General features: G+C 45.3%; 23 protein-coding genes. 4 read left to right on the top strand and 19 right to left on the bottom strand.

Features of this window, described 5'->3' with window-relative positions; translation table 11 throughout:
- Positions 1-9 precede the first annotated feature (9 nt).
- The 9 genes from L5L77_RS02430 to L5L77_RS02390 form a co-directional block, all read right to left on the bottom strand.
- Positions 10-1,026, bottom strand: coding sequence for a WD40/YVTN/BNR-like repeat-containing protein (locus L5L77_RS02430; protein ID WP_263185379.1), 1,017 nt, complete (start codon positions 1,024-1,026; stop codon positions 10-12).
- A gap of 54 nt (positions 1,027-1,080) precedes the next feature.
- Positions 1,081-2,445, bottom strand: a complete 1,365-nt coding sequence (locus L5L77_RS02425) for a DUF1329 domain-containing protein (RefSeq protein WP_105252650.1) — start codon at positions 2,443-2,445, stop codon at positions 1,081-1,083.
- A 13-nt stretch (positions 2,446-2,458) separates the two neighbouring features.
- A complete protein-coding gene (locus L5L77_RS02420) occupies positions 2,459-4,501 on the bottom strand; it encodes a DUF1302 domain-containing protein (RefSeq protein WP_105252651.1) in 2,043 nt (680 codons plus the stop codon).
- Positions 4,502-4,839: 338 nt separating this feature from the next.
- Positions 4,840-5,055 (bottom strand): DUF2835 domain-containing protein, encoded by a 216-nt coding sequence (locus L5L77_RS02415; protein ID WP_028759764.1) that lies wholly within the window; start codon positions 5,053-5,055, stop codon positions 4,840-4,842.
- A gap of 43 nt (positions 5,056-5,098) precedes the next feature.
- A complete protein-coding gene (gene pepN / locus L5L77_RS02410) occupies positions 5,099-7,648 on the bottom strand; it encodes an aminopeptidase N (RefSeq protein WP_263221966.1) in 2,550 nt (849 codons plus the stop codon).
- Positions 7,649-7,732: 84 nt separating this feature from the next.
- The gene (gene prc, locus L5L77_RS02405; protein ID WP_263221964.1) at positions 7,733-9,778 is read right to left on the bottom strand and encodes a carboxy terminal-processing peptidase; all 2,046 of its coding nucleotides are present in this window, start codon (positions 9,776-9,778) and stop codon (positions 7,733-7,735) included.
- A gap of 28 nt (positions 9,779-9,806) precedes the next feature.
- Entirely contained in the window at positions 9,807-10,436 is a 630-nt protein-coding gene (gene proQ / locus L5L77_RS02400) for an RNA chaperone ProQ (protein WP_028759761.1), read from the bottom strand.
- Positions 10,437-10,716: 280 nt separating this feature from the next.
- Complete coding sequence (locus L5L77_RS02395; RefSeq protein WP_028759760.1) at positions 10,717-11,175, bottom strand: GAF domain-containing protein; 459 nt, start codon at positions 11,173-11,175, stop codon at positions 10,717-10,719.
- 17 nt (positions 11,176-11,192) lie between these two features.
- On the bottom strand, positions 11,193-11,492 hold the full coding sequence (locus L5L77_RS02390; protein WP_105252655.1) for a YebG family protein: 300 nt from the start codon (positions 11,490-11,492) through the stop codon (positions 11,193-11,195).
- Between the two features lie 207 nt (positions 11,493-11,699).
- On the opposite strand from L5L77_RS02390, the gene L5L77_RS02385 reads away from it, so the two are divergent.
- From L5L77_RS02385 to L5L77_RS02375, 3 genes are read left to right on the top strand one after another with little or no spacing between them, the layout of a single operon-like run.
- Positions 11,700-12,332: a paraquat-inducible protein A gene (locus L5L77_RS02385; RefSeq protein ID WP_263185381.1), complete on the top strand. Its 633-nt coding sequence runs from the start codon at positions 11,700-11,702 to the stop codon at positions 12,330-12,332.
- A 1-nt stretch (position 12,333) separates the two neighbouring features.
- On the top strand, positions 12,334-12,951 hold the full coding sequence (locus tag L5L77_RS02380; RefSeq protein ID WP_028759757.1) for a paraquat-inducible protein A: 618 nt from the start codon (positions 12,334-12,336) through the stop codon (positions 12,949-12,951).
- On the top strand, positions 12,938-15,577 hold the full coding sequence (locus L5L77_RS02375) for a PqiB family protein (RefSeq protein ID WP_263185382.1): 2,640 nt from the start codon (positions 12,938-12,940) through the stop codon (positions 15,575-15,577). The genes L5L77_RS02380 and L5L77_RS02375 overlap by 14 nt, the downstream gene beginning before the upstream one ends.
- A gap of 140 nt (positions 15,578-15,717) precedes the next feature.
- Here the strand turns inward: L5L77_RS02375 and L5L77_RS02370 are convergent, their stop codons facing one another.
- On the bottom strand, positions 15,718-16,944 hold the full coding sequence (locus L5L77_RS02370) for a nucleoside recognition domain-containing protein (protein WP_263185383.1): 1,227 nt from the start codon (positions 16,942-16,944) through the stop codon (positions 15,718-15,720).
- A 224-nt stretch (positions 16,945-17,168) separates the two neighbouring features.
- On the opposite strand from L5L77_RS02370, the gene rsmF reads away from it, so the two are divergent.
- Positions 17,169-18,614 carry a 16S rRNA (cytosine(1407)-C(5))-methyltransferase RsmF gene (gene rsmF / locus L5L77_RS02365; RefSeq protein ID WP_263221963.1) on the top strand — a complete coding sequence of 482 codons (1,446 nt, stop codon included), beginning with the start codon at positions 17,169-17,171 and terminating at the stop codon, positions 18,612-18,614.
- Positions 18,615-18,855: 241 nt separating this feature from the next.
- On the opposite strand, the gene L5L77_RS02360 is transcribed toward rsmF, so the two are convergent.
- The 9 genes from L5L77_RS02360 to apbC form a co-directional block, all read right to left on the bottom strand.
- A complete protein-coding gene (locus L5L77_RS02360) occupies positions 18,856-19,644 on the bottom strand; it encodes a TatD family hydrolase (RefSeq protein WP_263191639.1) in 789 nt (262 codons plus the stop codon).
- 133 nt (positions 19,645-19,777) lie between these two features.
- Positions 19,778-20,104: a PilZ domain-containing protein gene (locus L5L77_RS02355; RefSeq protein ID WP_028759752.1), complete on the bottom strand. Its 327-nt coding sequence runs from the start codon at positions 20,102-20,104 to the stop codon at positions 19,778-19,780.
- Positions 20,105-20,110: 6 nt separating this feature from the next.
- On the bottom strand, positions 20,111-21,067 hold the full coding sequence (gene holB / locus L5L77_RS02350; RefSeq protein WP_113940548.1) for a DNA polymerase III subunit delta': 957 nt from the start codon (positions 21,065-21,067) through the stop codon (positions 20,111-20,113).
- Positions 21,061-21,687, bottom strand: coding sequence for a dTMP kinase (gene tmk, locus L5L77_RS02345; RefSeq protein WP_028759750.1), 627 nt, complete (start codon positions 21,685-21,687; stop codon positions 21,061-21,063). The genes holB and tmk overlap by 7 nt, the downstream gene beginning before the upstream one ends.
- A 22-nt stretch (positions 21,688-21,709) precedes the next feature.
- Positions 21,710-22,747, bottom strand: a complete 1,038-nt coding sequence (gene mltG, locus L5L77_RS02340) for an endolytic transglycosylase MltG (RefSeq protein WP_263191637.1) — start codon at positions 22,745-22,747, stop codon at positions 21,710-21,712.
- On the bottom strand, positions 22,744-23,553 hold the full coding sequence (gene pabC, locus L5L77_RS02335) for an aminodeoxychorismate lyase (RefSeq protein ID WP_263191634.1): 810 nt from the start codon (positions 23,551-23,553) through the stop codon (positions 22,744-22,746). The genes mltG and pabC overlap by 4 nt, the downstream gene beginning before the upstream one ends.
- A gap of 5 nt (positions 23,554-23,558) precedes the next feature.
- Complete coding sequence (dcd, locus tag L5L77_RS02330; protein WP_028759747.1) at positions 23,559-24,140, bottom strand: dCTP deaminase; 582 nt, start codon at positions 24,138-24,140, stop codon at positions 23,559-23,561.
- 31 nt (positions 24,141-24,171) lie between these two features.
- Positions 24,172-24,810: a uridine kinase gene (udk, locus tag L5L77_RS02325; protein WP_028759746.1), complete on the bottom strand. Its 639-nt coding sequence runs from the start codon at positions 24,808-24,810 to the stop codon at positions 24,172-24,174.
- Positions 24,811-24,821: 11 nt separating this feature from the next.
- Positions 24,822-25,937 carry an iron-sulfur cluster carrier protein ApbC gene (gene apbC / locus L5L77_RS02320; RefSeq protein ID WP_263185389.1) on the bottom strand — a complete coding sequence of 372 codons (1,116 nt, stop codon included), beginning with the start codon at positions 25,935-25,937 and terminating at the stop codon, positions 24,822-24,824.
- Positions 25,938-25,940: the final 3 nt, after the last annotated feature.

The raw sequence follows: 25,940 nt of genomic DNA, 5'->3' as shown, positions 1-25,940 counted from the left end.
TTTAAAATTTTATGGCTTAAGAATAAACAGCCCTTGGCTGCCGGATAACCACACATTCCCTTGATTATCCTTCGCAATAGACACTAAGTTTTCCCCTTGGCGACGAGTCACGATACTGCTACTGTCGTCCTCATTTAGCTTGATCACTATCCCCGCATTTCCCACTAAATATAGCGCGTCGTCAGAAACAACCATGGCACCGTTGATTGAGGATTGCACCGGCAATTCTATTTGATTCCATTGGCTTAAACTCACATCAGCTTTGAATATATGACCGCGAAGGCCCATCACATACACAGCATTTTTCGTTTCTACGGCGTTAAACATAGAACCATCGTAATCAAAATTGGTACGCGTAAATGTTTTACCTTGATCGCCAGAAACAGCGACTAAGCCCAGCTCGCCAACCAATAATAAACGTCCATCGGTTAAGGTTAAAATACGATTAAAGTGCGGCAATAATGAAGCGCGCGCACTCAAATAGGCCGATTGATCGCTGCCTTTTAACTCCGCCAAATAAGCCACATCTTCTTCAGCTAAAAGCTCCTCATGGAACTTCTCGCGCCATTGGGCACCGCCATCATTAGTGCGATAAAACAAACCGTAAGCACCAATGGCAATACCATTGTTTTCGTCTAAAAACACCACATCGAGGAAAGGCTTTTCAATCTCGGGCGAATGCATTTGTAACTGCCAAGTTTGACCGCCATCCTGAGTCTGTAAAATGGTTGCATCATGACCTACAGCCCAACCGCGTTTTTCATTGAGGAAAAAGACTTTGGTCAGCTGTGAACTCACGGGCGTTACCACTTGATGCCAACTGCCGTCATACACCAGAGCATGACCACGTTCACCCACAGCCACTAAACCTGCGCCTACGTTGGCAATATCTAAAATCAAAGATGAAACAGCAAGAGGTTGAACTTGAGAAAAAATCGGATCAGAGGGCGTTGCAGATAACGTAGAAGGAAAAAAAGCGCCACCGAAACTTAATACAGCGACACACTGAAGGATGCGAAACGACATACAAACTTCCTTAAACTAATGAGGGGCGCTAAGCGCCCCTTTGTACGTGGCCTATTAACGGATACCTTCACGACGCAATGCATCGGGGGTAAAGTTAGCTTCAGTCAGTTTGGCATCGAAGTTATACATGCCACTTTGGTTGTCTAAGCCCATGGCGAGATAACGACGGGATTGCAAATCATGGAAGACTTCTAAAGTATCCCACTGTGCTGGCACTTCGTAGTAATTCAAGCCATGTGCAACGGCCACACGATACAACTGATCACGGTTGTCGTAGAGATCGGCGATTGACACTTGCCATGAATCTTCATCAAGGTACATATCGCGCACTTTATAAATGTGGCGCATACCGTCTTTCAGCGTCGCCCTCACTTGCCATACGCGGTGTTTTTCCCAACGAACGTATTCAGGATTCACATGACCAGGTTTCAATATTTGGTCATATTTCAGCTTATCCGAATGCAGTTTGTAATCATTGTACGGGATATAAATTTCTTTTTTGCCAACCAGTTCCCAGTTGTAACGCACAGGAGAGCCGTTAAACATATCGAAATCATCTGTCGTACGCAGACCATCTGACACTGTACCCGGTGTATCAAAAGCCACGTTCGGCGCTTTACGTACTCGACGTTGACCTGTGTTATAGGTCCAAGCTTGGCGGGGAAGCGCCTCTTGATCCATGGTTTCTTTAACCAATAAGGCTGTACCAGCTAAACGTGCAGGCTGAGTCACCACTTGCTTAAAGTAGAACAGCGTATTGCTGGCTTTAAGCTGATCTAAGGTAATTTCTGGACGAGAATATTCGAAGCGAATTTCCTCAGCCGTTTCGACTAAGCTATAGCTACCATCGGCTGTCGGTGCAGCTTGGCTACGGGAAGTTTCGATATCTATACCACGAAAACGCAAAATGTGGTTCCAAATTGCTTCTAAACCATTTGCAGGGATCGGGAATGGAATACCAATAGCCGCGCCAGAAATACCATTGCCCTGTGCAATCAGTTCAGCACGAGTCGCGTTAACTTTAGTCGCATCGTAAACGAACTGTGGTACAGAGGCGCTACGGCGAGTCTTGTAAACATTCATCTTGTAGGTATCAGGATAAAGTTCGAACAACTTCATCTGACCCGGCGTTAAAAAATCTTTATATTGCGCTTTGTTAGCATTGGTAATAGTAAATTCAATCTTATCCTCAGGGAAAGGATCTGGGTGATGCATCCCTTTGGTATAACCCGCCACAGGCTGAGTGATACCACCATCCCACGCAGGAATAGAACCATCAGCATTACCTGCTTTTTCAGCACCTAAAGGGGTAAGTTCATTGCCAAGTTTTGCCGCATCAGCTTCTGATATCTTAGCCATAGCGACTGGCGCTGCGAAAGCCAGCATGACTGCACTCGCCAATATCGTCAGTTTCTTCATTGTTTGAGTCCTTTTAGATCGAATACTTGATATTGAATGAAACATAATCACGATCTGCCATCGCATTCGTCGTACCGACACCGCCAAAGAAATTGTTATAGGAGATATCTGCACCCCAACGGTTTTGATAGTCGAAGTTAACGCCTAGCGCGACAGACTTACGTCCTTCCGTGAACAGGAACATAGGATCAGGTGTAATACCATCAACGTCATGGGAGAAAATCACCCGTGGAGACATATTGACCCCAGCAAATACGTTGTTGAAATCCGCCTTTCCAACTAAACGATATCCCCAAGCAAAGTCGGTTGGGAACGGGTTAGTTTCAGGACCATTGTGCAAGGCTTGAATGATGCCGGGCATATCTGGGTTGCCGCCAGAACGTGACGTACCAGGACCATTGAGACGTAGCTCATCAAAACCTGGCATATCATGGATCCACACGCCACCCACTTCGGCCAACATGGTCAAGTTATCTAAACCTAACGTTGGACCAAATAAATGGGTGAAAGTCATCTGCGCCTGAGTGGTATCAAGACGGATAAAGCCATCCACGGTTTCACCCGGCTTAACATCTTTAATCTGTGAAATACCATCGAGATCTGGACGAAGACCAGCGTTAGCTAACTGCTGTGGCATACCGGCAAACAATAATTCTACGTCATCGATTTGCAGTGGTTCATCCTGACGATGGGCAATTTCAGCCGCGACAGAGGTATCACCAACCAAGGTATTGAAACTGAAACCGTAAAGCTTGATATCTTCTGGATAAACGATTTGCGCCTTAGAGAAACTCTTCAAATTGAGCAGCAATTCACGATCAATATTACCCGAGTTTTGACCTATGGTCGCCAGATCAGATAAAAGTGCACCCGTGCTAAAATCGGCGGCAGTACCACTGATAAGAGGACGACGGCTATGGTAATTCATGAAATAAAAACCAAATTCGGTTTCACCCAGTGAAGGCGCGTAATAACCCAGCTTAATACCGTATTGGCCATCATTACTTGGCTCTGCCTCATCCTGCACTAGCGTCACTTTTGTTGGGTAGGCTAAGGCCATAGAAACCAATTGCTGTGTCGGAATAGATTGGCCGCTGGCAATCATGCCCGCTAAACGCTCGTATTCTTGCATCACAAAGTCTAAATTGATGTCAGGGTTAGCATTAAACCCAAGCTGAGCGTTTTGAGCGTAACCACCGAAACCCGCAAAATCGTTAGTCGCAAAAATAGAACCCGGTGTTGGTACCCAAATAGGTTGCCAATCATATTGATAGAATGCTTCTACCGTTAATGAATCCGTCAAACCAAGGGAAGCCCACACCATACCTTGAGGTCTGAACGCTTCTTTTAGTTCAGCGCCTGGCGCATTAAGTATGTTCAAGTCAACGGCGTTGATTTCACTGATCCCATGGGCAATCAGTGTACTTTCACCCCATGACACCACTTGATTACCTACACGAATAGATAATGGATTAGCGCCATCGTTGAGGTCAAAGTTGCCATACACAAACGCATCGAGTAAGCGAATATCTTTACATTGAACTTCTGAAGCACGGTTATCTTCGCAAGGGTCAAACTCTTTGCCCGTTATCGGATCATTAAAATCATAATTACCGTCATTGAGTTTACGATCATAGAAATACATACCACGAGCGAATAAACCGTAGTTTTTGTATTTCAATGACAATTCATGCAAACCTTTAACGATTTCGGACGTAGTATCGCCTTGAGAATAAAGTAAATTACTTAAGTCATTGTTACTGGAATACGATCCGGGCTGGGCCCAAATCTCAGCAGAAGTGTATTTAGTATTGCCAAATGCGCTGTAATTAGACCAATCGAATTGGGGTTGATTAACCTTACCAATTTGACCTTCCCAATCGCGCTCCCCTACACGCCAGCTCGCACCAGCAGTCCAAGTTGAGTCAAATGTGCCCTCAACCTCTCCCCAATTAAAAGATACTGCATTAACGCTTGGGATCATTAACAAACTCAATGCCGACGCCACCCCCAAAGCAAGCGCCGATTTGTTAAAACTATTTTTAACAATTTTCATTTTAGCTCTCCGTACCCTGCTGGATTCTTTGTTTTAGGAATTACAACCAACATCTTGTTAGCTCACAGGTAACATCATTGTTACAGCAATTAATCCCCTTGAGCAAGGCGCAGTTAGAGAAAATTTTCTAAAGAATTAAGCATGTAGGTACATTTGTACCGTTAACTAAAAAGGAGAGATTTAAATTAGCGAAAAGCGGAATAGGAATGAAACATAAAAACACATTAAAAAATCATATAATTCATTAACATATTTAAAAATAAAATATCACAAAGCGAACTTAGTAATCAGCCGACCGTTTAAAGTAATTGCTCTAAGTAAAGATAAACAAATTAAGACTAAACTCGATTTAATGAAACAAATTGTCCCTTGTCATCTAAAACCAATTTGAAATAGCCTTGAATGCCATTTTCGGTTAAAAAACGCCTAAAATGACGGCCATTAATCCACAAAATCCGCCCTTGAGTTTCACGAACCTCGACTTTATCGGCAAGCCCTTGATAATAAGGTAAGAAATCTCGATAGCTGATCGATAATTTGAAATACAGTTCCATAATATCAGGGCAGCATAAACTGCTGCCCTCCTCCTACAAACTGCTATTTTGCCAATGCTTTAGAGACTTTTTCGTACATATCCTTAGATAAGTCAGGCAAAGCCAAAAGTTGCCCTAAACAGGCTTTTATCAAGGTTTGGCGGCCTAAGTCGAATTTATGATACTGGATCAATGGCGTCACCATACGGGCCGCAACCTGCGGATTGAGCTTATTAAGGGTCATTAAGCATTCGGTTAAGAAAGCATAACCTTTACCGTCTCTACGGTGGAATTGATAAATATTACCGGCAGCAAAACTGCCCACTAAAGCACGCACTCGGTTTGGATTGCTCATACTAAAGCACTTGTGTTGCTGCAACTGACGCAAACACTCAATCACATCATCTGCATCACGGGTCGCTTGCAACATAAACCATTTATCCATCACTAATGGCGTATCCTGCCAACGTAGCTCAAATGTCGTCATCAGTTCATCACGACAAGGTAAATTCCCAACATTGGCTGCCGTCAACGCACCAAGAGAATCCGTCATATTACTGGCGTTATCGAACTGAGAAATCACTAACCCCTCTGCCTCATCCGACACCCGAGCTAACCAAGTTAAACACTGATTTTTAAGGGCTCTTGCCTGCGTACTCTCTACTGCGACTAAAGAACGGTATAGCGCAATCAATTCATCTTCACTATGTGAAGCGAGCTCTATTAGTACAAATTCGCGTGCTAAAGCTAACGCATCTAGATCAACATTCTCTGTTTGCTCAATCAAAGCAGAAGCCGTAGGTATCGCTAATATTTCGGCGATCAATGCCGGATCAAGCTGAGTGTCTAACAACACACCTTTAAAACTATCGCGCACACGGGGATCGAGAGCCATAGCTTGTTGCTGTTGTAAACTCGCCACATTTTGCCAAATAGCTTGGCTCACTAAGGTCACAGAAGCTTCCCAACGCGCCACTTCGCTGCTAGCAAAACGCATCAAGTGAACGAGTTGATCCACATTGAATCGATATTGTAATTTGACGGGAGCGGAAAAGTTTTGCAGTAACGAAGCGACGGGTTTATGAGTGAGTCCATCAAAGCTAAACACTTGTTCAGTTTGAGTAAAATCGAGGATCTCATTCACTAAAGAATGGCCCTTTGCATCTAAGAGCTCTAAGCTAAACGGAATATGCAGCGGTGATGCACAGTTCGCTAGACTTTGTTTAAGGGTCAATTGATAAACACCCGTTTGCGCATCAAAACTGTCCATCGCAGTCACAATCGGCGTACCGGCTTGGCTATACCATAAACGGAATTGGGTTAAATCCACGCCGCTGGCATCTTCCATTGCCGCCACAAAATCATCACAGGTGACAGCTTGGCCGTCGTGGCGTTTAAAATACAGTTTCATTCCCGCCTGAAACTTTTCTTCATCGAGCAAAGTGTGCATCATGCGGATGACTTCAGCGCCCTTGTTATACACAGTCACAGTGTAGAAATTATTCATCTCAATGACAGATTCTGGACGAATAGGATGGGACATAGGGCCAGAATCTTCTGCAAATTGCTGATTTTTGATCACTTTAATTGCGTGAATTCGATTCACAGCACGAGAGCCTAAATCTGAGCTAAATTCTTGATCGCGAAAAACCGTTAAGCCTTCTTTTAAACTTAATTGGAACCAATCGCGGCACGTTACGCGGTTTCCTGTCCAATTATGAAAATACTCATGGCCTACAACCGATTCAATGCCGTGATAATCCTCGTCGGTGGCCGTTAAGGTATCTGCAAGCACATATTTAGTGTTAAAGATATTTAAGCCTTTGTTTTCCATCGCACCCATATTGAAAAAGTCGACGGCCACTATCATGTAAATATCTAAATCATACTCAAGATCAAAACGGCTCTCATCCCATGCCATGGATTTCTTAAGTGATGCCATCGCATGGTGTGCTTTATGTAAATTACCTTTATCAACGAACACTTGCAGGATCACTTTACGGCGACTGCGAGTAATGAACTCATCTTGCAATAGATCAAAATCGCCAGCGACTAAGGCAAATAAATACGCTGGTTTTGGAAATGGATCTTGCCAGCAAACATAATGGCGTCCGCCATCTAACTCACCTTGATCAATCAAATTACCGTTACTCAGTAAAAACGGGAATGCGGCGCTATCGGCTTCGATACGAACTGTGTATTTAGCTAATACATCAGGGCGATCAAGGAAATAAGTGATACGTCGAAAGCCCTCTGCCTCGCATTGCGTGCAGTAGGCACCATCGGACATATAGAGCCCTTCAAGGCTCGAATTAGCTTCAGGATCGAGCTTAGTGATAATGTTAAGCTCAAACTCATCAAGCTCAGTTTCTAGAACTAATTGACCTGCACTAACATGGTAAGGCACAGCATCACCATTAATAGTCAGTGAAACAATGGTCAAATCTTCGCCATCTAACACTAAGGCTTGTGCATGTTTTGAAGTGCGTTTTATACGACTGATCGCCTGCACTTGGGTTTCATTGCCAGCCAAATTAAAAGCTAAATCGATAGTCTCTATCGTAAAAAGTGGCGCTTGATAATCTTTTAAGTATTTTGCTTGAGCTTGTGTCATTTCGATCCCTTTAACGCTGATCTAAATAAGAAAAAACGCGCCATAAGCGCGTTTTGATATCGGATAAATCGACTCGACTAGCGCCTACTTAGCACTAGTTTTAGCCATTTTTTGCACATCAGCCATATCTAAGGTGATATAAGCGGTTTCGTCTAAAAATGCATCTGGCAATTCAGCGTCGTCTTTAATGTCTTCCATTGATTTAACCGGTGCTAAACCATTGGCGACTCGACGCTCGTTTGTTCTGTCGAGGACTTTTTTCTCATCGGCTTCACGGGAAGCAATACGCTCACTTTCAACCAGAGACACAGTTTTCTCTTTGTGATGCTTTTTAAAGTCGGCAATATCTTGATTGATATAGGCAAACTCTACGCTGCTTTTTATACGGTTAAGGTGCTTAGATTCAAGGCTAGTCACTAACTCAGGCGTAACATCATTAAGCGTACCATATTGCGCCATTGGCACTTTATCCCAAGGTAAAGCATTTTTCTCTTCAGCTTCACCGTACTCGCCCGGCTCCAACGCACTTGGGTAAGCAATGTTGGGGGTCACACCTTTAATCTGTGTACTACCACCATTAATACGGTAGAACTTTTGAATCGTATACTGCACATGGCCAATTGGCTTCTCATACATGTCGTAGATACGGCCTAGGCTCTTATGCTGCTGCACTGTGCCTTTCCCAAAACTCGACTCACCGACGATCAGTGCACGGTCATAATCTTGCAATGCGGCAGCAAAAATTTCAGAGGCTGAAGCACTGTAACGGTCAACCATCACAGTCAATGGTCCTGCATAACTGGTTTTACCGTCGTTATCACGATGCGCAGACACTCGTCCATCGGCATCACGAATTTGCACTACAGGGCCCATATCGATAAAGAGTCCCGTCAGCAGCACGGCTTCCGTTAATGCACCCCCACCGTTACCTCTAAGGTCGATGACTATGCCTTCGACTTTGGCGTCGTTTAACTTCACTAGCTCTTTTTCAACGTCCTGCGACAAATTCATATAGAAACCAGGAATTTGGATCACACCGACTTTGCGATTTGCGTACTCGCCGTCTTTAGGTTCAATCACCTTAGAGGTTGCCGCTCTGTCTTCAAGACGAATTTTGTCGCGAACTAAGGTAACGTCGAATGGCTTAGCATTGGAACCGCCTTTCTTCGGTAAAATTTGCAGAACAACTTTACTGCCCTTAGGCCCTTTAATCAGGTCGACCACGTCGTCTAAACGCCAACCAATCACATCAACAATCTCGCCGCCTTCTTGACCGACACCGACAATCTTGTCTTCCGGTGACAGTTTTTCACTGCCCGCAGCAGGGCCGCCAGTAATTAAACTTTTAATGACAGTGTAATCGTCTTCAAGTTGCAGTTGAGCACCAATGCCTTCAAGGCTCAAGTTCATTTCCATTTGGAAACGTTCAGCATTGCGTGGTGAAAGGTAACTTGTATGTGGCTCAATGCTACGGGAGAAGGCATTCATCACGCCTTGGAACACGTCTTCACTGTTAGTTTGAATCAACCGTTTAATAGCATTGTTGTAACGCTTTTGGAGGATATCAACAATCTCAGGCCATTTCTTACCTGTGAGTTTAAGATTTAGTGCATCGTATTTAACACGTTGACGCCATAACTCATTAATTTCTGTCTGGTCTTTTGGCCATGCGGCCTCATCGCGGTCGTACTCATAGGCATCACCGGGCGCAGAAAAATCCATCTCTTTATCTAATAGAGATAAAGCATAGACAAAGCCTTCATAGCGGCGCTTTTGGACAATATCAAACATTTTATAGGCAGGCTCAAGTTCACCAGAACTGAGCATGTCATCGAATTGGGTTGCATAAGGTTTAAAACTATCGACATCCGCTTGGGTTAACACATTGCGGCGATAGTCTAACTGCTGTAGATAACGATCAAAAATTTGCGCAGAAAAGGCGTCATCAAGATTGAATCTATGATAGTGCGAACGAGTGTATAAGTCCGTTACCCTTTTGCTCGCAACCTTATGTTGCGCTTCCTGCTTGAGAGTGGGTAACTCGCTGATTTGAATCGTGGGTGGTACGGCCCAAGCCGAGAATCCGACAAAAACAGTGGCGATCGAGGTAGCCAAAGTGAGTTTTCGCATCAACAAGTTACTCCGTTTTAATAAATGATTACAGCAGGATATGTTCTGCTCTAACTTTAATCGTTAGGCCACTATCAAGCTGAACATGAATATCTTCCTTGTTAATGTCAGTAATCACACCGGCTACGGGTGTCATACCTAATTTAACATTGACGCGTTGTTTTTTCGTTAAATCAGTCAATTGTGCTTGGACATAATTGACGACTGGCGCTGCAGCTTTTGGCGCAGGCTTAGCAGGACGCTCAGTTTTAGGACGTTGAGGAACAGCCACCTTTTTAGGTGCTTTCTTCGCCGCAGGCTTAGGTGCAAGTGCTGCACGTTTCGCTTTGGCCTTATCCTGACTCTCTTTCAACATGGCTTGAGCATGATCAATGTGCTCTTGCTCTAACTCGCCGCAAGGTTCGCCATCCAGGTTTACGCGTTGTGCGCCCGCTTTAACGCACTTTAAATAGCGCCAACTGCTGGTATAACGTCTCAAGGCAACTCTGAGCTGAGTTTTACTGACTTTAGAATCATCAGCCAACCTTTCAGCCAAATCTTGAAACAATCCGATTTTTAATGGCTTAGTTTCACCTTCAGCAATAAAGCACAAAGGAAATGTTTCATACAAATACGCCAAAATTGCATTGGTGTCGGTCAACTTTTCTGTTGATTCCATCATTACTTCCACAGTCAAAAAGGGACATCGATTCGAGGTGATATATATCAGCTTCTTACATGTCGTTTATCTTCGTTAAACTCAATATTGAGTCAACGTACAAATTAGCATCCTAGCCGCGTTTACTAAAGTTAAAAAATATACCTTAACAAATTTTGACAGCTCAAAACACTAAGCTTATTCATTGCATGCCAATCAAACCAGCTTAATGCGTGCAGGCGCATATTATAAGGCGCACGCCACCGATTGCGACTATGAATTATGCGTTATTGTACGCAAATTAATCAAATAGGCAGTTTTCAAAACTTTTAACCAGTAATTCCAGCCCCTTTTGGTCTTCTTCATCGAAACGATCGAAGATAGGACTGTCAATATCGAGCACCGCAACCACGTTACCTTGCGCACGAACTGGCACAACGATTTCAGAATTACTGGCAGAATCACAGGCAATATGACCATCAAATTGATGGACATCAGCCACTCGCTGAGTTTGATTAGTGAATGCTGCTGTACCACACACACCTTTTCCTAACGGAATGCGTGTACAAGCCACTTTACCTTGAAACGGGCCAAGTACCAGTTGTTCGCCACGCATGACGTAGAATCCCACCCAGTTCAGCTCAGTTAAATTATCATTGAGCAAGGCTGAAAAATTCGCCATCGCCGCAACAAGGTCATCTTCCCCTTCCAACAAGGCCAAGGCTTGACGGTTAAGTGACTCATAAAATTTCGATTTCATTACATTTCCTAACAATTTTATTCTGCTGCTTCGGTCTTTTTAGCCGCTTTTTTCGCTGCAGGCGGATTCGTTGGCGTACTATTAACCTGAACGGCGCCTTTAAGCAAGTTCGTCAGCTCATCTTTATTGTTAGCAAAATAGAATGCGAGCTTTTCGCCCACACTTTCATCTATACCCAAATCAGCTTTTTGAATGAAGGGGATAAGGTTATCGGCGATATCGAGCATCTTATCGTAGGCATCAGCCTCCTTCTTAGATGTGAATGTCATCTTTTCAACCCCTTCTCTGACCACGACAAACTGTGTTATTACTGCCATGACTGCCCTCGCACTGTTTTTATATACAGTAACTAGAGTGACATAGATTGAACTTGTGATGCAAGTGTTCTGATTAATCTGATATTATTAGCGTACTTTCGTTGCCAAGATTATAAAAGCGCTAGACGTGGCTGAACAGCTAACTAGCACGACACTTTGCACCGTTCTCGCTGTTATTACTCCTATTAGGCTAATATATATTTTTATATGCATGAAAACGCAGCAGAAAATTCAGTAACCCTATGCCGCTCCTGCGATTTAGCAGTCCGCAAACGTGCCTTGCCTAGCGGCGTTAGAGCAATCTGTCCTCGTTGCAGCACTGCACTTTATGACACGCCATACTGCTCTGTGAATGGTATGTTAGCCCTATGTATTTCGGCATTAGTGTTTTATTTCCCTGCTAATTTTTTACCCGTACTCGAGATCCACTTTTTCGGCAGTATTCGTACTACCACGGTTTTCCAAGGGGCATTTGCAGTATTTGACCAAGGCTATTGGGTTGTAGGTGTCGCCGTACTTGCCGCAGCTGTGATAGGTCCAGGCTTATTACTGTTATCGATATTGACACAGATTTTAATTGTGAAATGGGGATTGAGTAGCTTTTTTTGGCGTAACTCATTGAAGCAGTTGTTAAAATTTCATGGCGTCTTATCGCAGCTCACTATGCTGGAAATTTATGTGATCAGCTTCTTAGTTTCATCATTTCAGCTATCTGATTTTTCGGACATTTATTTTGGTATGGGCACATTTTGCTTCACTATGCTGTTTCTCGTGACCTTGTTTCTACAAAGAGAATACGACTTAGAACATATGTGGACGTTATTGGAAGGTCATAGCTGATATGAAACAACAAGGTAAAGATATCGGCCTATGTCTCTGTAAAGTGTGTCGCCAACTCAACAGCAGTGAACTCACGCACTGTCAGCGCTGTGAAACTGAGTTGCAAGTCAGAGACTATTCCAGCCTGCAAAAAAGTTGGGCTTTGTTGATTACCGCTGCCATCTTACTGGTGCCAGCCAACATTTACCCTATCACTATGCTGACCAATCAAGGGCAAGTGCGGCACGACACCATTTTTTCAGGCATTTTGCATTTAGTGCATTCAGATATGTTGCCTATTGCCATCATAGTGTTTACCGCCAGTATTTTAGTACCATGGATTAAAATCATCGGCTTATCCATTTATCTGTGTGCGATCAGCTTTGACATTCCGATTTCAAAAAAGAAATTGATGGTGGGTTTTCACATCATCGAATGGATTGGCCGCTGGTCAATGCTCGATTTATTTGTCATCTCAATCACAGTGGCATTAGTGAACATGGGACAATTACTCGACGCGAAACCCGCGCCTGCGGCTACCGCATTTGCCTTGGTTATTCTGTTAACTCAGTTAGCCGCAAAAGTTTTAGACACTCGTTTACTCTGGGATCGATTGGAACCTCAAGATGACACAAATTGAATCGCCGAAAGTTGTAAAGAAAAAACTCTTTTCGCCCATTTGGCTGCTTCCTATTGTCGCGTTGGCATTAGGTGCTTGGCTGGGCATTAAGAGCATTAAAGAATCGGGGGTTGAAATTCAAATTCACTTTCCGAGCGCCACTGGGATTGATGTAGGTAAAACCTTAGTCAAATACCAAGGTTTAACTGTCGGTAAAGTTAAAGACATTGGCATAGATGAAGATCTCAAAGGTGTGAACGTCAAGGTCATGATGGACTACCGCGCTAAACCTTTCTTGAATAAAGAAACCCTCTTCTGGCTTGTCACACCTAAAGCAAGTATTACAGGTGTTGAAGGCTTAGATGCGCTGTTTTCGGGTAACTATATTGCTATCCAACCAGGGAAAGGTAATGCCTCGACCTTTTTTGAAGCAGAACGCCAACCGCCGCCGATGCAAATCGGCTCAGAAGGTGTGATGGTCGAATTGACCTCCGATAAACTGGGTTCGCTCGATGTTGGCTCGCCAATATTTTTTCGCCAAATCCCCGTGGGTAGCGTGGTCAGCTATCGTTTAGATGGCAATCAAAGAGTCATTATCAGCGCTTTCATTCAAGAGCAATACGCGCGGTTAGTGAAGAAAAATTCTCACTTTTGGAATGTTTCTGGCGTCAAAATTGATGCTTCACTAACTGGGGTTAAAGTCAGTTCAGAGAGTTTGGCGTCCATTCTGGCTGGCGGCGTGAGTTTCAGCTCTGACGATAAAGCAGACATAGCTAAAAACGGTGACGTTTTTTCGCTTTATGATTCAGAAACCACCGCCCTTGGCGGCATAGAAATAAGCTTGACCATGGCTGACGCTAACGGTGTCGACAAAGGTACCCGCATCGTTTATCGCGGCATCAATATTGGCAGTATTTTAAGTAAACAACTCACGTCCAATGGTGTTACAGCCGTGGCTAAATTTGAATCTCAATACGGTTCACTGTTAACTAACGACGGCGTGTTTTGGCTTGAAGGTGCTGATATTTCCCTCTCAGGCATTAAGAATCCAGAACGCTTACTGACAGGTAGCGTGATCAACTTCCTGCCAGGCATCAACACCAAAAGCGCGATACCAAGCAGCTTTGCCTTACAAGCCAAAGCGCCTGATTTACTGCAATCGAAGAAGCGTTTCTTGACCTTAACCTCAGCCGAAAACATGGGCATTTCAGCGGGCGCTCAAGTTCGCTTCAAGCAAATCCCCATTGGTTCCGTGCTTACAGTTAAGTTAACCAAAGATTTATCGGCGGTGGAATACCAACTCGAGCTACAACCTGAGTTTGCCAGTCTAATACGCAGCGACAGCTATTTTGTGCCTGAGTCGGCATTAACGGTAAACGCATCGTTAGACGGGGTCTCAGTCAAAGCAAGGGATTTTACAACGCTCACTCAAGGTGCAGTTAGCTTGATCCAAGGTCATAGCGACACACCTTTAGCTGCTAACAGCGCTCTGACCCTCTTTAGCTCTGTGGATGCCGCGACAGTTTTTTATGATCGTCAGCAGCAAGTGCATTTAACGTTAATCAGTCAAGATGGCGCCGATGTCAGCCAAGGCTCACCGATTTACTATAAAAAAATGCAAATTGGCACAGTTGACTCAGTGAACTGGCAAAGCAAAACCGAAGACTTCGCTATCAAGCTCGCCATAGACAAACAATTTCAACCCTTGCTGAAAAAGCCAAAAGTATTCTGGCGTAACAGCGCCGTTGATATCAGTGCCAGTCTTGCCGGTATTGATGTCGCTGTTGCCCCGCTACAAGGGGCATTAAAGGGCAGTATCAGTCTGGGACTGCTTGATAGCAATGACAAAGCCAGCAATGCAGCTAACTTAAAACTCTATGAGAGCAAGCAGTTGGCATTAACTCAGGCGCAGGCGATTCGCCTCACATTACCCGCCTCCAGCAAACTGACGGCCAAGGCCGCGATTCGCTATCAAGGTCATCAAGTGGGTGAAGTGTCGCAGGTGAAGCTAAATGCGGATCTCAATACACTCACAGCTAGCGCATATCTCTACGGGGAGTATGCCGAACATTTCAGCCGCAGTGACTGTGAATATCATTTAGTGGATGCACAAATTTCTCTGGCGGGGATCAAAGCGCCAGAAACGCTGATCACAGGTCCTTACATAGGAGTCTTACCGGGTAAGGGCAGTCAAAAAGCGACCCAGTTTGTTGCCAACCTCGCCGCCAGCAGTTATGCCAATGTTGCCGAAGATGCGCTGAAATTCATTCTAGAAGATACTAGCCTAGGCTCAATGAAAGTCGGCACACCTATCTTCTTCCGAGGGATTAAAGTCGGTCAAATCGACGGTTATAGCCTATCGACACAGGGGAATAGTGTATTGATGCAGGCCCATATTGAGCCGCAGTACAGTCACTTAGTGAATCAAAGCAGTCAGTTCTGGGATGCCTCGGGGATTAAAGTCGATGTCGGCCTCTTCTCTGGTGCCCAAATCGAAGCGGGCTCGCTGGAAACCTTACTCGCTGGCGGCATCAATGTGGCGACTAAGAACACGACTCAAGGGGATAATCGTTTAGCGACTGGCACAGTATTAAGATTGCAACACAAAGCCGAAAACGAATGGCAGCAATGGGCACCCGCCCAGTAATTCTTTTCATCAAAATACTTACACCAACGCACTAATATTAAAGCTCTTACAAATAAATCAGGCGCATAATGCGCCTGATTTATTTTTAGCTTCTCGCAATATTATTGACACATTCTAAGTCGCTCAACACTCTAGCCCCCTTATCCATAAAACCAATAACAAACGGCAATCGCGGCACTGATCCCCGCAAAGTCCGCAGTTAAACCGCAAGCCAAGGCGTGGCGTCCATGGCGAATACCCACAGAACCAAAATACACAGCGAGAACATAGAAAGTGGTTTCAGTACTACCCTGAAAAATCGCCGCTAATCGACCCGCAAAGGAATCTACTCCGTGGTGATCCATTGTCTCAAGCATCATAGCTCTAGCGCCTGAGCCACTAAAAGGTTTCATCAGCGCGGTCGGCATAGCATCGACAAAACGCGTATCGAAACCTAATATCCGCACACCAGTGGCAATCAACTGCAACAGATAATCCAAGGCGCCGGATGCGCGCAGTAAACCAATCGCTAATAACATGGCGAGCAAATAAGGGATCAGCCGGATAGATTGGGCAAAACCCGCCTTCGCGCCTTCAATAAACTCATCATAAACCGCCACCTTGCGAATGCCCGCAACAATCACGAAGGTAAATACCAATAACAGCAAGATACCATTGCCCATTGCCGTCGACACTGTGCCAATGGCATCAGCACTTAAAGTCATCAGATAAAAACCACTCGCCACTAACCCTGAGAGCATCAAGGCGCCATAACCGAGCACCACTGAGTTTAATAATGAAATTCGCTGCACTAACGCCACAACCAGCAAACCCGACAATGTCGATGCAGAAGTGGCCAGTAAAATCGGCAAAAAAATATCCGCAGGCGCAGCGGCACCTTGCTGGGCACGGTAAAGGAATACCGTCACAGGCACTAAGGTCACAGAGGAAGTATTGAGTACTAAAAATAAGATTTGCGCATTGGTCGCCACGGTTTTTAGCGGATTTAAACTCTGCAAATCATGCATCGCCTTTAAACCAAGTGGTGTGGCGGCATTATCTAACCCAAAGATATTCGCTGTTAAATTCATCGTGATACTGCCAAAGGCGGGATGCCCCTTGGGCACTTCAGGCATCAAACGGCGCAGTAATGGCTCAAACACAAAGGCAATAGCGCCGACAACGCCAGCCTTTTCCCCTACCTGCATCAATCCCATCCACAGAGAAAGCACGCCAATCAGCCCAAGAGAAATTTCAGCGGCAAGCTTAGCACTCGCAAATAATGCGGCGACTGAAGCCGATAATACTTCTATATGTCCATTGAATAACTGCACTGCTATTGCAAGCAATGCCGTGATAAAAAAAGCCAACCACACGCGATTCAGCACGCTAATCCCCTTATTTTTATTTGTTTTTATTCTATTAGCTCATGGCTACTGAGTGCTAGCTTTATGGCGACTCATTCCAATATCGCTCAAATCGTCAGAGCATAAACATTAAATCACAATAGCAGCCTTGGCTGCTCGGGAGAAAATCTCAGACCCAATAAGGGATTATGATATACTCGCGCCAGTTGATACACAGTCTATTTTCCTATGGTTCAATGAAATCAATGGTCCAATTAAATCAAAATTTTATCGATACAATCACCCAAGAACTCCCCGCCCATTTATCCATGGACGAGTTTATTGCCGCCTGCGACAGGCCGCTTAGACGTTCAATTCGGGTCAATACCTTAAAAATCAGCAGCGACGACTTTAAGACCTTGATGCAACCTAAGGGCTGGACGTTCGATCCTATTCCTTGGTGTGAAGACGGATTTTGGATCAGTTACGACGAAGAAGAACAACTCGGCAATGCCTTAGAGCACATTCAGGGCCTATTCTACATTCAAGAAGCCAGCTCTATGTTGCCGCCGACCGCACTTTTTACACCGAATGCACATTGGCAGTGCGTTCTCGATCTTGCCTCCGCGCCGGGTTCAAAAACCACTCAAATGGCCGCATTTATGCAAAACCAAGGCTTATTAGTGGCAAATGAGTATTCGGCAAGCCGCGTAAAAGTATTACACGCCAATGTGCTACGCATGGGCGCGAGCCACTGCGCCCTCACCCATTTCGATGGCCGTGTATTTGGCGAATACCTATACGAAAGTTTTGATGCCGTGCTTATCGATGCGCCCTGTGGCGGTGAAGGCACAGTGCGTAAAGACGCCGATGCACTAAAACACTGGAGCCTAGACGATGTGCTGGCGATTAGCGAAACCCAAAAAGCCTTAATCGAATCGGCGTTTCTCGCCCTGAAACCCGGCGGTACTTTAGTCTACTCAACCTGCACCTTAAACCGCCTCGAAAACCAAGGCGTGTGCGAGTATTTAAAGCAAGTCTACGGCGATGCGGTGCAATTTGAATCCTTAAGCGATTTATTTGATGGCGCAGATCGAGCTACAACGCCCGAAGGCTTCTTACATGTCTGGCCACAGATTTACGACAGTGAAGGTTTCTTTGTCGCTAAATTGAAAAAAACCGCCTCAGTGCCGCGTTTACAGCCTGAGCCTAAACTGCAGAAAAACTTCCCCTTCACGCCCGCATCAGCGAAACAAGCCCAAGGGATCAAAGACTATTTTCAGCAGGATTTAGGCATCAGCTTACCGGACGAACTCATCATGGTTCGCGATGATGAATTCTGGCTATTCCCGCATGAATTCAACGCTTTTATCGGCCGTATGCGCTTTCAGCGTATTGGCATTAAACTCGCCGATAACAGTAAACACGGCTTTAAAGTCCGCCATGAAGCGATTATTGCATTAGCAGGAAAACAGCTCAGCCCAACCGCAAAAACGGTCGATGTGAGCGATGTTGAAGCGAAAGAGTATTTGATGGGGCGAGATATTGCCCTAAACACCGCAGTGAAAGCTCAAGGTGAAGTGATCGTCTGTTATGGCGGTGCACCATTAGGCATGGCGAAACATTTAGGCAATAAGTTAAAAAACAACCTACCCAGAGACTTAGTGAAAGATAAAGTGTTACTGCTACCAGAACAGACAAAATCGTTATAATTTCGCTGTTTTTTAGCGATAAATAACCTAAAAAAGGGGAAAGTGAGCGCGACTATAAGACAAAAGCTCGACTACACTGAGTCTATTGTAAAGCGTACTGCATGGCGCTTTCACCTGTAGCGCACGGCTCTTCAATGAGCCATTCCCCTAGGCCCAAACAGCTTTAATCGTTTTGGGCCTTTTTTTATGCCTGTACGCTAACAATCACGCTATCGCATAAAGTGATTCAAAGCACTTACTGCTAACGGCCAACTAAACGCGCTGCATCTTTGAATAAATTAAAAAAGTTATTGCTGGTGTATTCAGCAAGATCTTCATAACGCTCACCTCTAAGCTCTGCCACAAACTCAGCCACATCACGCACATAGGCAGGCTGATTCTCTTGTCCACGGTGTGGGATCGGCGCCAAATAGGGCGAGTCCGTTTCAACCAACAGGCGATCCTGAGGCACTTTGCGGATAACGGTTCGTAGATCACCCGCATTTTTAAAAGTGACGATGCCAGAAACCGAAATATAAAAGCCGAGATCAATCGCCGCTTTCGCCATCTCCCAGTTCTCGGTAAAGCAATGCAGCACGCCGCCAACGTTATCCGCGTTGCCCTGCTTAAGCATATTGATCGTATCTTCACGTGCATCACGGGTATGGACAATTAAAGGTTTATTCACTTCGACCGCAAGGGTAATCTGCTGCTCAAAACATTGCTGTTGCAACAGCTTAGTGTCGTCTGCATAAAAATAATCTAACCCCGTTTCACCAATCGCGACCACTTTAGGATCGGTGGCAAAGCGGCGGATTTGCTCAACATCGAGGCCTTCTTTAACGTCTAATGGATGCACACCCGATGACAAAAATACCTGTTCGAAGGCTGCAACTTTATCTCGCATCGATTCAAATCCTTGCTGGCGTACATTCACGCACAACATATAGTCCACACCACGGGCTTTAGCATTAGCAAGAATCTGTTCTAAGGTTTGTTGATCAGGCGCCGCTTTGAGGCGATCGAGATGGCAGTGTGAATCAATAAGCACAAGGATTTCCAAGCAGAGTAACAAAGGACGACAAGGATACCCAGCCAAGGGATCGAGGTCAAATTCAACAGAAGTAAATAGCCAGTTTAGGCAATGAGCAAACGTTTAAACCAGATCAATAATGCAGGCTAACCTACATAGTGCAGGTTAGATCGCCAGAGGCGAGTTCGCGGGACAGTAACTTTTCGATATGGTGTTTATGGCTATCTGGCTCAGAAATAATTTTAATGCCAATCCCCACAGGGCGGCCACCCGACGCTCCTAAGGGATTAATCCACACCACAACACCACGAAATTCATTAGTGAGGGTTGCGCCGGGTAAACGATACGCAATCGTCAGCGGTTGGCCAAGATAATGACTTTCACTGGTCGCAATAAATAATCCTGCCGGCTTAATAAAAGGCATATAGGCACGATATAACTGATGTAAGGTATCAAAATTAACGACGAGATCTACCATGGCATATTACTTATTTGTTATCTCTCTATATTCTAAGACATAACTTTGACACAGGGCCAGATAATTGACGCTTGGCATTGTGCTTAAGCTATGACACATTCCCATGATCTTAGCCGCCAAATTCCCGAGCTGCGCATGAACAAACGCATCTTGATGGCTATTTTTCAGTAAAACCTGTCGTATAAGTAGGTACAAAACCTTAAGAACATCAATTATTTGTTGTTCACTTATTATTAACAAACTAGCACACAGATGACCAGACGACAAACTTTGTGCCCAATCTTTGCGAAATTGTAGCAAGGATTGATACCGACTCTGTTGGCTACTCTCAGACAGCAAGCTCTCAGCCAACTTTAACGGTCCACCCACCACACTCAAACACCAAGTTACATCCTCTTGAATACCACATCGCTGGGCAAGCCAGTTTTTGATGACCTCTCGACTAGGAACGACAAAAGGAATGCGTTGACAACGACTGCTAACCGTCGCCATCAAACGTGCAGGCGTATCCGACTGCAAAATAAGTAAGGTGTCTTTACCTGGCTCCTCAAGGGTTTTAAGGAGTGCGTTCGCGGCAGCGGAGTTAAGACGCTCGCTGTGGTGGATAATCGCTACACGCCTGCCACTTTGCTGTGCGGTGGCTGTCAGACGCGTACACAGCTCACGAATTTGATCGACTTTAATTTGATTGCCATCGGCGGCGATATGATAAAAATCAGGATGATTGCCCGCATCATAGAGCTGACAAGACTTACAAAAACCGCACGCGCCCACAGGCGTTGGCTGCACACACATAGCCGCGCGCGCCATAAACACACTCAGCAACTCACCACCATAGGCTGAATCAATGCCCACGAGTTGTGCGTGAGGTATTTTTTGACGCGCTAATTGAGCTAAAAATGCCTGCCTTGGCCCTTCGAGCCAAGGTAATTGCTCAGCCGTAAATCCGGACTCGGCTACCATACCATCGCCTGAAGCACGGCTAAGATATCTTTGTGCACTTCGGCCATAGTTTGGCTCGCGTCTATAACCACGATACTGTCATCTTCGCTGGCAAGTTTGAGATATGTAGCGCGTGCTCGCTCAAAGAAATCAATCGCTTGTTGCTCAATTCTATCAAGCTCACCACGTTTAGCTGCACGGGTAAGCCCAAGCTTAGGATCTAAATCTAAGTACAAAGTAAGATCGGGTTTAAATCCCTTTAGTGTTGCAGTGCTCACCGCTTCCACTAGCGGCATTAACCCTCTACCACCACCTTGATAAGCTAATGACGATAGATTGTGTCTATCACCCAATACCCATTGCCCTTGCGCAAGCGCGGGCTTTATGACATTAGCAACTAACTGAGCTCTGGCAGCATAAATGAGTAAACACTCGGCCTCATCACACAGGGGATCGTTCGCATCGGCAATCTTAACTAAATCACGGATACGTTCAGCCAATGGTGTACCGCCCGGTTCGCGGGTGCAAATCGGTGCTTTACCCGTATGCTTTTCAATAAAGTCGCGAATAAGGTTAATCGCACTCGACTTACCCGCGCCTTCTAAACCTTCAATAACGATAAATTTTGCAAAAACTGACATTGGATTTTCTTTCTCTGCATTTTTACTTTGGTGATTTTTCTGGCGTCGCTGGTTTTGTCTTACGCTGATAGACGTCTACAGCATGATTGTGTTCTTCAAGCGTGGTTGAAAACACATGGGTGCCATCGTTGCGCGATACAAAATAAAGGTAACTCACACTGGCGGGCTTAGACACGGCCATCAATGAGGCTTTACTCGGTGCAGCTATCGGCGTTGGCGGCAATCCAAAGATACGATAAGTATTAAAAGGCGTCTCTTCGACTAAATCTTTGCGGGTGATATTACCCTTATAGCGATCACCCATGCCGTAAATAACGGTCGGATCGGTTTGCAGACGCATACCTAGGTTAAGACGATTAACAAATACACCGGCGATTTGCTCACGCTCATGGGCTTGGCCGGTTTCCTTCTCAACTATCGATGCCAAAATCAGCATTTCATAGGGCGATTTTAACGGCAAATTTGGCGCCCGTTCTGCCCACGCTTTGGCAAGCTCCTGCTCCATCATTTTATAGCTTTGAGTCAGCATGACTTTAGCATCCGCCTCGGCGGTATAATGATAAGTGTCGGGGAAGAATTTTCCTTCAGGCAAACCAGAATCATCGCCTTCTGCCATCAATACCGCTGCAAATGCTTCTGGTGACATTTGTAAATGCGGAGCACTGGTAAGCTGTTGTTCCCATTCCACAATAGTTTTACCTTCAACTAAGGTCAAACTGAAGGTTTTTACTTTCCCAGCGATCAAATCATTGAGTAAATCAGTAATCGTTTGTGAAGGTGATATTTCATAAAGTCCCGTGCGAATTTTGGCAAGCTCAGGACGGAACTTAAGTAGCCACTTGAGTTTCCACGTATCTTGAATAACGCCGTCATCGGCAAGTTGCTGCGCCAGTTGATTTACACTGGTGCCGCGTTCAACCTTCAACTCTTTAGGCTCGCTGAGACTCAGCGGCGTTTGACTGTATTCGACAACCGTTTGATAGCCCCAAAAGGCACCCAAACAGACTAAGGTTAGCAAGGTCAACAGGGTTGAACTGGCGATAATAATGATTTTTTTCATAGAGTGAGTGAAAGTGTCTGTCTAAGTTGCGCGGTAATCGGAGCACGGGTGAACTTGAGCGAGTCTATCGCCAGTACATCCACAATCCCTAAAACGCTGTTAGTGATAAACGCTGAGTCAAATTCGATTAAACGCTCGGCGCCAACGGGCAAACATTCGATATTCATGTTCTGTTCAAGCAAGGCCAACATTATCTGTTCGCGCATCACACCCGCCACGCCACACAGGGCTAATGAAGGCGTGATAATGCGATTATCTTTGATAAAAAACACATTCGCCATCGAAGATTCAATCACATTCTCCTCGATATCTTTGACTAACCAGTCATCAAATCCCTGCGGTAAAGAGTGTGATTTAATCAAAACTTGTTCGAGTCGATTTAAATGCTTTATCCCTGCCAACAGAGGCTGCAAACCCAATCGTACCGACGAAGTTTTAAGGCTAATACCCTGTTGCTGCCACTGAGCATAATGGCCGGGGATAGTGTGAACTGAGACGATTTCAGTAGGATTAACCGTTTCTGGCGGTGTATAGCCACGGCCACCAGCACCACGGGAAACGATTAACTTAATGCAATGATGAGGATATTCAATAGCTAAGGTATTCAGTTGCTGTTGCAATGCTTTACTCATTTGCCATTGAAATCCAAGCCTTGCGGCGCCTGCGGTTAAACGGGCTTGATGGGCTTCAAAAAACATAATCCCCTCAGCGTCCGTTCGCATCGTTGCAAACAGACCATCACCGTAGGCAAGCCCTCGATCGGAAGGGTCGACACTTGCCTGCGATGCGCCATTCACCCAGAACACGCGTGTTAGTCCTGACTGATACGGCTAGCCACCGCTTCTTGCTGATCTTTGTACTTGGCACTTTTACGGGTGTTATAAGGACGTGCAACCGCATGATTTAAGCGTTCAAAGTTAAGCGCACCTATAGTCATGCGTGGACGCAAAGCTAAAGGCAACTTGCCGCTGTTATAAAACTCGAGCACAATTTTACCTTGCCAACCCGGATCGATACGGTGCGCCGTTACGTGTACCATCAGGCCTAAACGCGCTAGAGACGAACGGCCATCAAGCCAACCGACGATGTCGGCAGGTAAAGTTACGCTCTCGTAAGTCACAGCCAAAGCCAATTCGCCAGGATGCAAGAAAAATGCTTCGCCATCGGGGATTTCGATAATCTCACTCATCACCCGATCGAGCGCCGCTTGCATCTCAGCACTTGGACCACTCAAGTCGATAAAAGGCGCGGTATGATCTTTAAAGACGCGAAACTGTCCACCTAAGCGCACATCAACACTGACGCCTGAAATAGCTTCTATGCCTGGGCGAGGTTCTATTACGATAGTGCCGTTATCAAGGGCCTGTTCAATTTCGATATCGGTTAAGCGCATCTTGCCTATTACTCCTTGAGTTTTTATGTCGTTATTTTGCCAATAAATGTTGGATACGAGTCTTTAAAATATCGGTCGCAATACGATTTTTGCCGCCACGGGGAACGATAATATCGGCGTATTGTTTCGAGGGTTCGATAAACTGTAAGAACATAGGACGCACGGTTTTCTTGTACTGTGAAATCACAGATTCCATCGTACGGCCGCGCTCGGCCACATCACGAGTTAAGCGACGTAGGAAACAAATGTCCAGCGGTGTGTCCATAAACACACTCGCGTCCATCAGGGCACGTAACTTAGGATCGGTCAGCAATAAGATACCTTCTAAAATGATCACCTTTTTCGGTGTCATCTTTAAGGTTTCTGCAGTGCGTGTATGTTCTGTATAGCTATAACAAGGGATATCAACAGCTTCGCCAGACTTGAGCAACTGTAAATGCGTGCACAACAGTTGATGGTCCAGCGCTTTTGGATGATCGTAATTCGTTAATACCCGTTCATCCATGGATAAATGACTCTGATCGCGATAGTACGCGTCTTCATTAATTACCCCAATTTGATCTGTGCCTAAATCGCGGCGTAATTCGTCAAAAATCGTTTTGGCAATTAAACTTTTGCCCGATGCTGACGCGCCAGCAATTGCAATAATGACACACTGCTGAGAATTCATACCCTTAAACCTTACTCGTCATCTGAAACACTAATAGAAACTGTTTTCTGGCTTTGCTTTAAAGCCAATTCTGCGCCCACTTTACGGGCAATTTCCCGATAAAGAGCTGCGACTTCACTGTCAGGATCGGCAACGACGGTCGGCGCACCATTATCCATGGCTTCACGGATATTAATGTGCAACGGTAAAGCGCCTAACAGTGGAACTTGATAGCGTTCAGCGATTTTACTGCCGCCGAGAGTTCCAAATGGATGTTCTTTATGACCACACTCAGGACATAAATGGAAACTCATGTTCTCGACAATACCCAGCACAGGAATGTTCACTTTCTGGAACATATTGATGCCCTTCTTGGCATCGGCCAGCGCGATATCCTGCGGTGTAGTTACGATAACAGCGCCGCTCACAGGGACTTTTTGCGATAACGTGAGCTGAATATCCCCTGTGCCTGGTGGCATATCAACGACTAAATAATCCAGTTCTGGCCATTGGGTTTCATTCAGTAACTGGGCCAACGCGCCCGCGGCCATTGGGCCACGCCACACGGCAGCTTCATCACCACTGAGCATAAAACCAATCGACTGCGCGGCAATACCATGGGCACTGGCGGCTGTCATATGTTTGCCATCGGGGGAAAGCGGTCTGAAATTAGGGATACCTAACATCATAGGCACTGACGGGCCGTAAATATCCGCATCGAGAATACCCACCTGCGCACCTTCGGCCGCTAATGCCAAAGCTAAGTTCACCGCTGTGGTTGACTTACCCACGCCGCCCTTACCTGAGGCTACGGCAATCACTTGCTTCACATTGGCAATCGGCGCAATAGAAGATAACGCTGAGTAGGCTTTAGGTTGAAAATCGATTTCACACTCGACTTCATCAATAGCATCGAGCACCGCTAACTTATTCGTCAGCGCCATGACAGTGTCGCGATACTGAGTCATACAAGGGTATGGATAGACTAAGCCAAGCTGCAAACGCTTACCTTCCAATGCCAGCTTATTTACGCATCCTGCGCTCACTAACCCTTTCGCGAGATACGGGTCAACAAATGAATCGAGAATAGCCAGAACTGGCCCGAGAAGATCGTCATTCAGACGATAATCAGTTTGAGTTGAAGACAAAAG

This window comes from Shewanella sp. SM29, assembly GCF_025654245.1.
Lineage (GTDB): Bacteria > Pseudomonadota > Gammaproteobacteria > Enterobacterales > Shewanellaceae > Shewanella > Shewanella oncorhynchi.
Note: the sequence above shows the minus strand (reverse complement) of the source record. Positions and strands in the feature narration are given on the sequence as shown.

Excerpts from the sequence above, each read along its gene's own strand:
- L5L77_RS02430 (WP_263185379.1), bottom strand. The coding sequence starts at position 1,026 with ATGTCGTTTCGCATCCTTCAGTGTGTCGCTGTATTAAGTTTCGGTGGC.
- L5L77_RS02425 (WP_105252650.1), bottom strand. The coding sequence starts at position 2,445 with ATGAAGAAACTGACGATATTGGCGAGTGCAGTCATGCTGGCTTTCGCA.
- L5L77_RS02420 (WP_105252651.1), bottom strand. The coding sequence starts at position 4,501 with ATGAAAATTGTTAAAAATAGTTTTAACAAATCGGCGCTTGCTTTGGGG.
- L5L77_RS02415 (WP_028759764.1), bottom strand. The coding sequence starts at position 5,055 with ATGGAACTGTATTTCAAATTATCGATCAGCTATCGAGATTTCTTACCT.
- pepN (WP_263221966.1), bottom strand. The coding sequence starts at position 7,648 with ATGACACAAGCTCAAGCAAAATACTTAAAAGATTATCAAGCGCCACTT.
- prc (WP_263221964.1), bottom strand. The coding sequence starts at position 9,778 with ATGCGAAAACTCACTTTGGCTACCTCGATCGCCACTGTTTTTGTCGGA.
- proQ (WP_028759761.1), bottom strand. The coding sequence starts at position 10,436 with ATGGAATCAACAGAAAAGTTGACCGACACCAATGCAATTTTGGCGTAT.
- L5L77_RS02395 (WP_028759760.1), bottom strand. The coding sequence starts at position 11,175 with ATGAAATCGAAATTTTATGAGTCACTTAACCGTCAAGCCTTGGCCTTG.
- L5L77_RS02390 (WP_105252655.1), bottom strand. The coding sequence starts at position 11,492 with ATGGCAGTAATAACACAGTTTGTCGTGGTCAGAGAAGGGGTTGAAAAG.
- L5L77_RS02385 (WP_263185381.1), top strand. The coding sequence starts at position 11,700 with ATGCATGAAAACGCAGCAGAAAATTCAGTAACCCTATGCCGCTCCTGC.
- L5L77_RS02380 (WP_028759757.1), top strand. The coding sequence starts at position 12,334 with ATGAAACAACAAGGTAAAGATATCGGCCTATGTCTCTGTAAAGTGTGT.
- L5L77_RS02375 (WP_263185382.1), top strand. The coding sequence starts at position 12,938 with ATGACACAAATTGAATCGCCGAAAGTTGTAAAGAAAAAACTCTTTTCG.
- rsmF (WP_263221963.1), top strand. The coding sequence starts at position 17,169 with ATGGTCCAATTAAATCAAAATTTTATCGATACAATCACCCAAGAACTC.
- L5L77_RS02355 (WP_028759752.1), bottom strand. The coding sequence starts at position 20,104 with ATGGTAGATCTCGTCGTTAATTTTGATACCTTACATCAGTTATATCGT.
- holB (WP_113940548.1), bottom strand. The coding sequence starts at position 21,067 with ATGGTAGCCGAGTCCGGATTTACGGCTGAGCAATTACCTTGGCTCGAA.
- tmk (WP_028759750.1), bottom strand. The coding sequence starts at position 21,687 with ATGTCAGTTTTTGCAAAATTTATCGTTATTGAAGGTTTAGAAGGCGCG.
- mltG (WP_263191637.1), bottom strand. The coding sequence starts at position 22,747 with ATGAAAAAAATCATTATTATCGCCAGTTCAACCCTGTTGACCTTGCTA.
- dcd (WP_028759747.1), bottom strand. The coding sequence starts at position 24,140 with ATGCGCTTAACCGATATCGAAATTGAACAGGCCCTTGATAACGGCACT.
- udk (WP_028759746.1), bottom strand. The coding sequence starts at position 24,810 with ATGAATTCTCAGCAGTGTGTCATTATTGCAATTGCTGGCGCGTCAGCA.